This window comes from Acinetobacter sp. GW821-FHT09D10 (genome assembly GCF_059416285.1).
On sequence record NZ_JBWKOW010000005.1, the window covers coordinates 194,187 to 206,439 of the forward strand.

At 39.1% G+C, this 12,253-nt stretch carries 12 protein-coding genes; 7 read left to right on the plus strand and 5 right to left on the minus strand.

From position 1 onward, the window contains the following. The first annotated feature begins 16 nt into the window (after positions 1-16). Entirely contained in the window at positions 17-274 is a 258-nt protein-coding gene (locus AC07M3_RS13145; protein WP_004638947.1) for a hypothetical protein, read from the plus strand. A gap of 11 nt (positions 275-285) precedes the next feature. Further along, positions 286-1,146, plus strand: a complete 861-nt coding sequence (locus AC07M3_RS13150; RefSeq protein WP_494567499.1) for a patatin-like phospholipase family protein — start codon at positions 286-288, stop codon at positions 1,144-1,146. Between the two features lie 29 nt (positions 1,147-1,175). Here AC07M3_RS13150 and AC07M3_RS13155 read toward each other — a convergent pair whose 3' ends face one another. Next, on the minus strand, positions 1,176-1,595 hold the full coding sequence (locus tag AC07M3_RS13155) for a GNAT family N-acetyltransferase (protein WP_494567500.1): 420 nt from the start codon (positions 1,593-1,595) through the stop codon (positions 1,176-1,178). 12 nt (positions 1,596-1,607) lie between these two features. Continuing rightward, complete coding sequence (locus AC07M3_RS13160) at positions 1,608-2,819, minus strand: class I SAM-dependent methyltransferase (protein ID WP_494567501.1); 1,212 nt, start codon at positions 2,817-2,819, stop codon at positions 1,608-1,610. A 128-nt stretch (positions 2,820-2,947) separates the two neighbouring features. On the opposite strand from AC07M3_RS13160, the gene trhA reads away from it, so the two are divergent. Together trhA and AC07M3_RS13170 are read left to right on the plus strand one after the other, a co-directional pair. Next, positions 2,948-3,589, plus strand: a complete 642-nt coding sequence (trhA, locus tag AC07M3_RS13165; RefSeq protein ID WP_494567502.1) for a PAQR family membrane homeostasis protein TrhA — start codon at positions 2,948-2,950, stop codon at positions 3,587-3,589. A gap of 133 nt (positions 3,590-3,722) precedes the next feature. After that, positions 3,723-5,033: an MFS transporter gene (locus AC07M3_RS13170; protein WP_494567503.1), complete on the plus strand. Its 1,311-nt coding sequence runs from the start codon at positions 3,723-3,725 to the stop codon at positions 5,031-5,033. Between the two features lie 67 nt (positions 5,034-5,100). On the opposite strand, the gene AC07M3_RS13175 is transcribed toward AC07M3_RS13170, so the two are convergent. Together AC07M3_RS13175 and secA are read right to left on the minus strand one after the other, a co-directional pair. Further along, complete coding sequence (locus AC07M3_RS13175) at positions 5,101-5,544, minus strand: hypothetical protein (RefSeq protein WP_375037729.1); 444 nt, start codon at positions 5,542-5,544, stop codon at positions 5,101-5,103. A gap of 131 nt (positions 5,545-5,675) precedes the next feature. Further along, the gene (gene secA, locus AC07M3_RS13180; protein ID WP_092708684.1) at positions 5,676-8,396 is read right to left on the minus strand and encodes a preprotein translocase subunit SecA; all 2,721 of its coding nucleotides are present in this window, start codon (positions 8,394-8,396) and stop codon (positions 5,676-5,678) included. A 407-nt stretch (positions 8,397-8,803) separates the two neighbouring features. On the opposite strand from secA, the gene AC07M3_RS13185 reads away from it, so the two are divergent. From AC07M3_RS13185 to AC07M3_RS13195, 3 genes are all read left to right on the plus strand, one after another. Further along, positions 8,804-9,445 (plus strand): peroxiredoxin, encoded by a 642-nt coding sequence (locus AC07M3_RS13185; protein ID WP_000175334.1) that lies wholly within the window; start codon positions 8,804-8,806, stop codon positions 9,443-9,445. 328 nt (positions 9,446-9,773) lie between these two features. Continuing rightward, the gene (locus tag AC07M3_RS13190) at positions 9,774-10,586 is read left to right on the plus strand and encodes an MBL fold metallo-hydrolase (RefSeq protein ID WP_494567504.1); all 813 of its coding nucleotides are present in this window, start codon (positions 9,774-9,776) and stop codon (positions 10,584-10,586) included. After that, entirely contained in the window at positions 10,583-11,164 is a 582-nt protein-coding gene (locus AC07M3_RS13195) for a dual specificity protein phosphatase family protein (RefSeq protein WP_209735039.1), read from the plus strand. Before AC07M3_RS13190 ends, AC07M3_RS13195 begins: the two co-directional genes overlap by 4 nt. A gap of 145 nt (positions 11,165-11,309) precedes the next feature. Here the strand turns inward: AC07M3_RS13195 and AC07M3_RS13200 are convergent, their stop codons facing one another. Then, the gene (locus AC07M3_RS13200; RefSeq protein WP_209735038.1) at positions 11,310-12,239 is read right to left on the minus strand and encodes a DUF6929 family protein; all 930 of its coding nucleotides are present in this window, start codon (positions 12,237-12,239) and stop codon (positions 11,310-11,312) included. Positions 12,240-12,253: the final 14 nt, after the last annotated feature.

The following is a 12,253-nucleotide window of genomic DNA, read 5'->3' on the forward strand; positions in this document are numbered from 1 at the left end:
CATTCGAGAAATCCTTATGTCCGATAAAAATTCTTCCGAGTCAGCAATTTTAGGTTGGAAATTTGTTCTGATCGTTGGTGTTTTGAGTGCGATTTTCCTTGGCTTTTTCTATTTAGCGATGAGCAATGAACCTGACTATATGCCAGGGGCTCAGCGCAAAGCACAACAAGAGCAAATGCAGCAAAAAGCTGAAAATTCCACAGAGCAACACGCTCAACATAGTGACAACATGTCTGAAATGGATATGAAAGAACATCAGAACTCAACTCAGTAATTAGATATCAAATGACAGATTTTTCCCGTAATGCACTTGTTGTAGAGGGTGGAGGCATGCGTGGTGCCTTTACCAGTGGCGTACTTGATGCTTTTTTACAGCAGCAGTTCAACCCTTTCGATTTATATGTTGGCGTATCATCTGGTTCAACCAACGTTGCAAATTATTTAGCAGGTCAGCAAGGCCGCACTTTAACGTTTTATATTGATCACTCACTCCGTCCTGAATTTATCGATTACAAACGCTTCTTTAAAGGCGGTGATTTACTTGATTTAAAATGGATGTGGGAAATTGGCGAGCAAGAGCATCCGCTTGATCAGCAAAGTCTGTTTGCCAAAAATCCTGATTTTTATATGGTATTAACGCATGCCAAAACAGGTCATGCTGAATATCTTCGTGCTGGTAAAGACAACTTACTAAATGCACTTCGTGCTTCTAGCTCAATTCCAGTCTTAACGCGTCATCCCGTCGATATTATGGGTGAACCATACTTTGATGGTGGCGTTGCAGATGCCTTACCTGTTCGCTGGACGGCTCAGCAAAGTGATGTCAAAAAACTGTTAGTTTTACGCACTCGCCCGAAAAATTACTTTAAAGCCAGTAGTAGAGGGGATCAATTCCTCGCGAAATATGCGTTTAAACATCATTATGGTTTTGCAAACAGCTTACGTAGCCGTTGTGCTCGATATAATGCTTCAGTGGATTTTGTACGTAGCAATAATCCAGAGCAACAAATTTTAGAAGTTTGCCCGCCACCCCTTAAGAATATGGCAGGTCGTTTAAGTACTAATCCGAAAAAGCTTCGCTATAGCTATGAAGTTGGCATGGAAACAGGTTTACAAGCCATTAAAAGCTGGAATGCAATGAAATAATGCCAAATTGAGATTTCTAAAAAGAAGTCTCAATTTAACTCTAAAGTCATATCAATATGTGGGATACCACAATCTAGATATTCTTCGCCTTGACCCACAAAGCCCAATGCTTCATAAAACGCGGTCACATAAGTTTGAGCTGAAAGCTTTAGATAAGGCAATTTATGATAACGCGCGTAATCAATAATATGCTGCATTAAAATTTTGCCGATCCCTCGCTTGCGATAAGGTACTAAGACAGCTACCCGCCCGACACTATGCTGTGGCAACAATCGCGCTGTCGCAATGGGTTGCTCACGGTCATACATAATAAAGTGCAAAACTGTGGCATCTAAATCATCCCATTCATCTTCAGGGGCAATTCCCTGCTCTTGAATAAAAACCTGCTCACGAATGAGCTTGGCATCTTTCTCAAGCTGCTCCCAACCACCCTCTATAATTTTATACATGGGTTAACCTGCTTAGCACTTACAACCAATATTCTCGATAGGCAACTGGTCTTGTAGTAACAATTCTAGAGTTTGTTTTTTAATACCATACATTTCTTTCAAGGCTTGAATTTGAGCCATGATCTTGGCATCAGGCTGAGTAACATCCTTACGCTTAGTCGCCAGAATCATTTTGTTTTTACTGGTATGTTCCAGCGATACAAACTCAAAAACTTTGGTTTCATAGCCATAAGCTTTTAAAAGTAATGCACGTAATGTATCAGTCAACATTTCAGCTTGCTGACCAGCATGAATTCCAAATTGGAGCATTGGCTGTAAAACTTCGGGACTATGTAATTGTGGGCGTAACTCTTTGTGGCAACATGGGGCACACATAATCATTGATGCATTTAAACGAATGCCGGTATGAATCGCAAAATCGGTAGCAATGTCACAAGCATGCAAAGCAATCATGACATCCAACTTTTCCGGTTGATAACTACGTACATCACCTTCAAAAAAGTCTAAATGATTGAAATCAACTTTATCTGCAACTTTTTGGCAGAATTCAACCAGATTTGGGCGTAATTCAACACCGGTAATTAGAGGTGTTTTTTGTTGTTCTTGCAAATAATCATATAAAGCAAAAGTTAAATAGCCTTTACCTGAACCGAAATCGACAATCCGTAGTTCTTGCTGAGATGCATCAATCTGTTCATAGGCACTCGCAAAAATTTCAATAAATTTATTTATCTGTTTCCATTTGCGGGCCATGCTTGGAATGATTTGGCCTTTTTCATCGGTAATACCAAGCTCTTTTAGAAATGCATTGCCCTGCTGTACATAGCGTTGCTTTTCACGATCATGTGTCTGAACCGTTTGTGTCGCATTTACGGCCTGTTTTTTACCTATATTTAATAGGGCTTTTTTCTTATTTTTTTTAAGTTGGATTTCTTGAGTAGTTGAAAATAAGTTCGCTTGCTTACACTGCACTAAAAGCGCTGCAATCTGTTCTAAGCCTTCTTCAAATGAATAATTTTTGGTCACATCTTGGGTCGTATAGTGATATAAAGCCGAAAGCTGTTTTTGTCCATGTAACTCTACAACACGGAAAGTGATTTTTTCCAGTTGTTCCAACTCTCCTTTATATTGGCTCAAAATCAAACGCTCAAAAGTCTGCTCATCAAGCATTTGTTTGATTTCATAAAAGAATTGCTGTTCTTGCTCAAAGGAGAAAACCGACACGGATATACCTAAAAAATGAAGACTCATATAAAATAGAAGTTTAAAGGGTCTAGGATTAAAAATAAAATAACTTTACGACTGTTTTGTATTTCTATACATTTGTATTTTTAATCAAAAAAATTAAACTCATGAGTAAATCTGTGCTGGAAACTTACGATCCTAAAGAAGAACTACTTAACGCCTATAGCCATGGAGCTGGTGTCGTTATGGCAGTTATTGCTTCTATCTTTTTAATTATGAAGGGATCTTATCTTCCAACTGCTCAGTGGGTGGGTTTATGGGTATACTCATTTAGTCTAATTCTGGTTTTCACGAGTTCAACTCTCTATCACTTTGCTCAAACACAAAATCTACGTTATTGGTATAAGAAACTAGACCACACTGCTATTTATTATTTAATTGCTGGGACATATACCCCTTTCTTAAGCATCGCGATTCCTACACAAAAAGCCCATATTCTGCTTATTGCACTCTGGAGCATTGCTGCAATTGGTACACTTTTCAAGTTAGTTTTTATTAATCGTTTTCAAAAAATTTCTTTGCTGGCCTATATTGTAATGGGATGGCTTGCTGTTTTTGTAATGGATGATATGCGTACTTATTTGAGTAAAGACGCATTGATTTTCTTGATTATTGGCGGGTTAGCTTATACGGTTGGAGCATTGTTTTACGCGTTAAAAAAGGTAAGATATACCCATGCGATCTGGCACATTTTTGTGCTTTTAGGTGCAGGAGCACACTTTCTTGCGATCTATTGGTACATTGTTTAGTTCATTTTTCACTCTTATTCAGTGATCCTGAAAGAGTCATGGATGATGTTCTTTCACGCTATTCTTTTAGAAAAATATGTCTTTAAAAAGAATAGTAAATTAAAAATAAATTTTAACTGATATAAGGTCTTATATGGAGTCAACCTCTGCGACTGCTGCTCCGGCAGTGGCCACTAATTCAAAAGCGCGGGTTTTGTTTGCAAGTTTAGTCGGTACAACCATTGAGTTCTTCGACTTTTATATCTATGCAACCGCCGCAGTACTTATCTTTCCTCACCTGTTTTTCCCTGCTAGTAGTGGCAGTGCCGCAGTCTTACAATCTTTAGCAACCTTCGCCATTGCCTTTATTGCTCGCCCTATCGGTGCAGCATTATTCGGTCATTTAGGAGACCGTATTGGTCGTAAAGCCACTCTAGTTGCAGCTTTGCTCACCATGGGTATTTCAACAGTATGTATTGGTTTACTTCCAACGTATGCACAAATTGGTCTTGCTGCGCCTTTACTATTGGCTCTATGTCGTCTAGGGCAAGGCTTAGGTTTAGGTGGTGAATGGAGTGGTGCTGTATTACTTGCAACAGAGAATGCACCTGAGGGTAAACGCGCATGGTATGGCATGTTCCCACAACTAGGGGCTCCAATTGGCTTTATTTTGGCAACAGGTTCATTTTTATTATTGGGTGCAGCCATTCCTGAGCAGGCATTCATGCAATGGGGCTGGCGTATTCCCTTTATTGCAAGTGCAGTATTAGTGATTGTTGGCTTATATATCCGTTTAAAGCTCCATGAAACTCCAGCATTCCAAAAAGTTTTGGATAAGCAAAAAGAAGTAAATATTCCATTTAAAGAAGTCTTAACTAAACATACAGGCAAACTTGTACTTGGTACGATTGCAGCAATCTGTACGTTTGTGGTGTTCTATCTTACGACGGTATTTGCCTTAAACTGGGGAACCACTAAACTTGGCTATGCGCGTGGTGAGTTCCTAGAACTTCAACTCTTTGCCACACTGTGCTTTGCTGCATTCATTCCTTTATCTGCTATTTTTGCAGAAAAATTTGGTCGTAAAGCCACTTCGATTGGTGTTTGTATTGCTGCTGCAATTTTCGGTTTGTTCTTCTCTAGCATGTTAGAGTCTGGAAATACGTTAATCGTCTTTCTCTTCTTATGTACAGGCTTGTCGATTATGGGCTTGACCTATGGTCCGATTGGCACTGTTCTTTCTGAACTTTTCCCAACCTCAGTTCGTTATACAGGTTCAGCATTAACGTTTAACTTGGCAGGTATTTTTGGTGCATCTTTTGCTCCACTCATTGCCACTAAACTTGCTGAAACTTATGGTTTATATGCAGTTGGTTATTATCTTACTGCGGCATCACTTCTATCACTCATCGCTTTCTTATTCATTCGTGAAACAAAAAATGATGATGTGAATAATCAGATTTAAAAACTAGAAATTCTTATATAAAAAAAGCCGGTTCATTATTGACCGGCTTTTTTTATAAATATATGACTTAATTTATTGATGCTGGATTTGCTGGTGTAACGCTATTTGTTACAGCTGGAGCTGCTACATTGCTTGCTGCAACTGCCGCTGGTCCTGCTACAGCTGCTTCACCAATTAAAGCCACTTTTGCTTTTTCTTGGCTCTTCACAGATAAAGCAGGGTTAGTTGCCACAATACGATTAATGTTTGCCGAGTTTGCCGGAGCAATCGCAGTAGTTTGTAAAATAATTGGGCGATTACCTGTGTTACCTAACGTATAGCGAATACCTGTACGCGGGCTAATCACTGTTGTATTTTCTTGCTTCACTACAGCTTGAGCCGAAGTTGGCCCTTTTGCTGCAAGTACTTTATCAACCGTTGTCGTTTGAGGGGCTGAAGCTGCTTCTGCTGCGAAAACAAAACTAGGGACAGCAAGAACAGTTAAAAATAAAGGTTGTAATACTTTTTTCATTGTCTTTCCAACATACACTCTGGATGAGAAGTAAATAGCATTTAATGCTTAAAACTGCAAACATTATTCACAGGCTTACTACAAACATAAAAAAAGCAGAACAATTGTTCTGCTTTTTTTGTGAAGGCAGATTAGATCTTACCGTGACACTGCTTATATTTTAATCCAGATCCACATGGGCATGGCGCATTGCGACTTTCTGGAACAGGGAAAGCTTGCTGATCGGCAGACTCGTTCATGGTTTCTTGAGAAAGTGTAACTTCACCTGTTAAACCATCTACATCATCATGTTCAAAAGAAAGCTTCATCGATTCAGCTTGCTGCTGCTGTTGAGCTTCCATTTCTGCAAGTTCTTCTGGTGTTGGGATATGTACACGAGACAAATCAGTCACAACATCAGTTTTAATAATACCAAGCATATTTACAAACAGGTTGAAAGCTTCTTTCTTGTATTCCTGTTCAGGATTCTTTTGCGCATAGCCACGTAAGTGAATACCTTGACGCAAGTAATCCATTGCAGCTAAGTGATCTTTCCAATGACGATCAAGAGAGTTTAAAACGAAGTGGCGTTCAAGCATTGCTGCTGATTCATCACCCATTTGAGCACGGCGTTGACGATAACGTTCAATCACTTCATCACTGATTCGCTCAACTAAACCTTCTTCATCCAGACGGCGATCTTGATCTAACCATTCCTGAATTGGTAGCTCAATGCCCAAATCAATACGTAAAGCATTCTCTAAACCTTCAACATCCCACTGGTCATGAATTGACTCAGGTGGAATAAAGTTAGCAATCACGCCTTTCATCACTTCATGATGCATTTCTTCGACGTATTCTTTTAAGGTATTTTCAGCTAACACTTCATCACGTTGTGAATAAATGATCTTACGTTGTTCATTATTCACATCATCGTATTTCAATAAGTTTTTACGAATATCAAAGTTACGAGCTTCAACTTTACGCTGAGCGTTCTCGATTGAACGACTCACCATTTTGTGTTCAATCGCTTCATTTTCTTGTAGACCCATCGCGCGCATCATTCCGACTACGCGGTCACCTGCGAAAATACGCATAAGGTCATCTTCAAGAGACAAATAGAAACGAGAAACACCAGGGTCACCCTGACGGCCCGCACGACCACGTAACTGGTTATCAATACGACGTGATTCATGGCGTTCAGAACCAATGATGTGCAAACCACCTGATTGCAATACATCTTCATGGTCTTGTTCCCATTGTGCTTTCAGATGTGCTTCATCTTCAGCAGTAGGGTTCTCAAGTTTGGCAAGTTTTGCTTTCCAGTTACCACCCAAGATAATGTCTGTACCACGACCCGCCATGTTCGTTGCAATCGTTACTGCATTCGGGCTACCCGCTTGAGCAATAATGTCAGCTTCACGCTCATGTTGTTTTGCATTCAACACTTCGTGATGAATACCAGCTTGCATTAACTTAGAAGATAAAATTTCACTAGCTTCAATGGTCGCTGTACCAATAAGAATCGGTGCCACACCTTGCTCACGAATATTCGTAATTTCCTGAATAATCGCGTCATATTTACCGTTACGGTTTAAATAAATTAAATCGTTTTGGTCATTACGTACCATTGGGCGGTGAGTTGGAATAATCACAACATCAAGGCCATAAATTTCTTTCATTTCCGCAGCTTCAGTATCAGCAGTACCTGTCATACCTGAAAGCTTTTTATATAGACGGAAATAGTTCTGGAATGTTGTGGTCGCTAAAGTCTGGTTTTCAGGCTGAATTTCCAAACCTTCTTTCGCTTCAACTGCTTGATGCAAACCTTCTGACCAACGACGGCCCGGCATTGTACGGCCAGTATGTTCGTCAACAATCACGACTTCACCATCATGAATAATATAGTGAACATCGCGTTGGAATAAGAAATGTGCACGAATAGCAGCAGACACATGGTGAACAAGGCTTAGATTCGTTGCTGAATATAAGCTTTCACCTTCAGCCAACAAGCCCATCTGAATAAGTTCTTGCTCAACAGTTTCATAACCAATTTCGGTCATTTCAACTGAACGCTGTTTTTCATCAATCCAGAAATGCCCGCCATCTGCGACTTTTTCTTCTTTTTGCGGACGTAATCTAGGGGGAATCGTGTTGATTGCAGCATAAAGATGCGAAGAGTCTTCACTTTGACCAGAAATAATTAATGGTGTACGTGCTTCATCAATCAAGATTGAGTCAACTTCATCTATAATGGCATAGTGCAAGCCACGTTGTTTCTTTTCTGCTAAAGAAAACACCATGTTGTCACGTAAGTAGTCAAAACCGAATTCGTTATTGGTACCATAAGTAATATCAGCAAGATAAGCTTCCGCTTTTTCAGACGGACCTTGCATTGAATAGATCGTACCAATAGATAAACCCAAAAATTCAAATAATGGGCGGTTCAACTCAGCATCACGCTGTGCCAAATAATCGTTCACAGTAATGACATGAACGCCTTCGCCACTTAATGCGTTTAAATAACACGCCAAAGTACCCATAAGGGTTTTACCTTCACCGGTACGCATTTCGGCAATCTTACCTTCATGTAAGGTAATACCACCAATAAGCTGAACATCATAGTGACGCATGCCCATTACACGTTTGGCAGCTTCACGACACACTGCAAACGCTTCTGGAAGTAATTTATCTAAACTTTCGCCATTATTATAACGTTGTTTGAATTCTGGAGTTTTTGCAGATAAGTCTGCATCGCTTAAAGCTGATATCGTCGGCTCGAGCGCATTGATTTGCTCAACAATTTTGCGCATGCGTTTGAGTTCGCGCTCATTTTTTGTACCGAAGATACCTCCGATCAGACTTGCCAACATGGATAAACTCTCTAAATCTTGCTTGGTCAAATGAATAAACTTTTTCTCAGTCGTTTATTATGGTGCCAGAAATTTGAAGTACAAGGGTTTTGCACAAAACCCCTAAAAAAAATCTGATAGTTAGACGAATGGTTTTATCATTCACCTAGTCCCCCGTAATGCGCTCTGCCCCTAAAAACGTAACATTAACGCTCATCTATTAAGCATAACTTCCGAGAAATCTAATTTAGCAAATTTACCTTAAAGTTACATTGATTAAGCACATAAAATAGTGAGTTTTAGTCATATATATTTACACTTATATAAAAAACTCATAATAAAATACAAAAACAATAATTTTAATCATAAAGATAATGCTGCATATTCATTGGATCGAATAACAAATTATGACCAATTGAGGAACGATCATGACACTACGATTAGGAGATACAGCCCCCGATTTTCAACAAGAATCGAGTGAAGGCACAATTAATTTTTATGATTTTCTAGGGGATAGTTGGGGAATTTTATTTTCACATCCAGCCGACTATACACCCGTATGTACAACAGAGTTAGGTTACACAGCAAAATTAAAAGATGAATTTGAAAAACGTAATGTTAAAGCGATTGCTTTGTCAGTAGATGATGTAGAGTCTCATAAGGGCTGGATCAATGACATTAACGAAACACAAAACACGACTGTAAATTTTCCAATCATTGCCGATAAAGACCGCAAAGTCTCTGAGCTATATGGTTTCATTCATCCAAATGCCAGTGAAACACTGACAGTACGTTCATTAGTGATTATTGATCCAAATAAAAAAGTTCGCTTAATCATTACCTACCCTGCTTCAACAGGCCGAAATTTTAATGAAGTCTTACGTGTTGTTGACTCATTACAATTAACTGACAAGCATAAAGTAGCGACACCAGCGAACTGGCAACAAGGTGAAGATGTCGTTATTGTGCCATCACTTAAAGATGAAGAAGAAATTAAACAGCGCTTCCCTAAAGGCTATACAGCGGTTAAACCTTATTTACGCTTAACACCACAGCCTGAGCAAGATTAAAGCCTTTAAAAAGGCTTTAATTGAAGCGCAAGACAAGCGAAGCGCGTAGGCAAGCATTTGAAAATTTCGCTACAAGACAAGTGAAACGAGTATGCAAACATTCGAAACTTTTCGAATAAAAACTGTCAGCGACACGTACGCAACCAGTTAAAAAGTTCATAACAGGATATGCGAAGCAAGTACCAAATTTTTAGAAAATCTTAAGTAAATATCACACTCTAAAAAGTCATCCAACGTGATGGCTTTTTATTTATGTATTGAATACACATGGTTTTTACTGCCCAGATCAGTTATAACTCGAAGCGATTCGGTATAAAAAATAAAAATCATGATCCATAAAATTCATCATTTAAAGTGCGGCAGCATGTGCCCAGTTTGTGCCCCACTCTTTGGACAAAAAGGCTTCCGGGCTGAAGTCGTCTGCCATTGCCTTCTGGTTGAAACCGATCGCGGCCTTGTACTTATTGATACAGGCTTTGGGCTGCAAGATTATCTACATATGAAGCAGCGACTAGGTTCATTAGTCCAACGTTTAGGCAAAATTGAGACTAACCTTGAGTTTAGTGCCATCCAGCAAATCCAAAAGCTCGGGTTTAATCCTAAGGATGTACAACATATTTTTGTCACTCATCTTGATTTTGATCATGCAGGTGGAATTTCAGATTTCCCTCATGCCACAGTTCATGTTTTAGCGGCAGAATATAACGCGGCTCAACTACCAAATTTTAAGGGAAAACTTCGCTACAGAAACAATCAATACAAAGACCATCGCTACTGGAACTTCGTTGAATATCAGCAAGGTGAAGCATGGTTTAACCTCGAAAAAGTAAAGGGCTTTCCTCTGTTTCAAGATGAAATTTTAATGGTGCCTTTATTGGGTCACTCAGCTGGTCATTGTGGCATTGCCATAAAGCAACAAAATCAATGGTTATTATTTTGTGGAGATGCGTACTACTCACACCTAGAGTTAAACCCTAAAAATAAATTAAGATCACTTAGTGTGCTGGAAAAAACATTTGCAGAAGATAATGAGAAACGTCTTGTTAATCTCAAACACTTGCAGCATTTAGCTCAACATGAGCCAACGATTGAAATAATTTGTGCTCATGATCTTTATGAGCTTAACCGGTATCAAACATGAAAAAATTATCACTCATCACACTTGTCATCTGTATAAATTTACAGGGATGTATGCAGCATGAAAGTATTGCTCATGAACATAGACCACAAGATTGGGGTACTTTAGTCTCTCAGAGTCATAACTTTTATCAAATTAGTGGTGATGTTTTTCGCAGTGAACAACCCGATGCAACGATGGTTCCCGAGTTAAAACGCCATCAAATTGGAACTATTATTAACCTAAGAGCCAAAGCGGCAGATGATTTAGTTTTTAAAAATGAAAATTTTAATCTTGTACATATTCCTATCAACACATGGGCAATTGACCGACAAGATCTATTAGAAGTCATGCAACAAATTAAGATTGCCAAACAGAATAATCAACGTGTTTTATTACACTGCTACCATGGTTCAGACCGTACAGGAGCCAGTGTTGCCATGTATCGTATTATTTTTGAGAATTGGGCAATTGATGATGCGGTCAAAGAAATGAAACAAGGTGGTTATGGCTACCATATTATCTGGAAAAACATTGACCGCCTATTTACACCTGAAAATGTAAAATGGACTCAACAGCAACTGTCGAATTCCAGCAGCTAAAGACTGGATTGCTTTTGTATACAAACGCGATTTTTAGGCAAATAAGTTGGCTCAATCACCAACTTATTTATTGTTTTCATTCTTATCAATTACATCGAAAAACATACATTTAAAGATAGATGACCATCAAAAATATGATTTAACTTTATGATTTTCCCAAAGCGGCATTGCTAAGTAATACCTTCAAAATTTCAGAATCACCACCATCACTGTCTGTCACTAATAAAAATACTTCGCCATCGGATCTCGACTCAAACCAAGTAATCCCTTCAACCTTGATTGGCAGCGTCTGTCCTTTCGCATCTCGAATCAAATGAGCCGCTAAAGCTTTACCCTCAAGCGAAAACACCAAGATAAAACTTCCCAAGACAGCACCGTCATCATAGGTATTGAGTGTTTGTTCGACCGCAGCTGTAGCAACAATCAAATTTTTATCCGCTAAAAAACAAGCATCTGAAATTCCACTTGCTGAACCATCAAGCTCAGCTAAGCTCAGTTTGAGCGAATGTATAAGTGCATTTTCTAAGGATTTTCCTGCTTGAATTTTGATTAAATCAAAGACTAAAACCCCATGATGGAGATTTATGTTACCACGTTGAAAGATATAGAGATAACGATGGGCTGAACATATGGCTTCTATATTGAGATCAGCCCCGCCTGTTAATTCAACCTGATGCTGCAAAAAATCATAATCAACCGCATCCAAGAAAGTTCTGACCTGATCATTGGCAGGGTTATAGAGTAATGCTCGTTTTCGATTTTCTGTAGAACCCGAGCCCATCACCAAAAGCTGTGATTGTCCGTTCCAACTTATGGAGGTTAAAGCTTCAAAATCAGGCTTCCGTTCTTTGCTTAATGCACTTAGCGGTATTTGCTCTGAAGGATCAAATAACGGAATTTTTTCAAAGACCGTTGCATCGGCCATGTTCTGGGTTCGATTGATTCTTAATAAATAAGGGAGATTATCACCAACAAAATAAACATCATCCCCCACACAAACAACCCCAGACAGCGCGCTAATCCCTGAATCTTGTGCAAAAACAAATTGTTCTAATATTTTGATCGTTGTATTCATCTTCAAGATCCCCT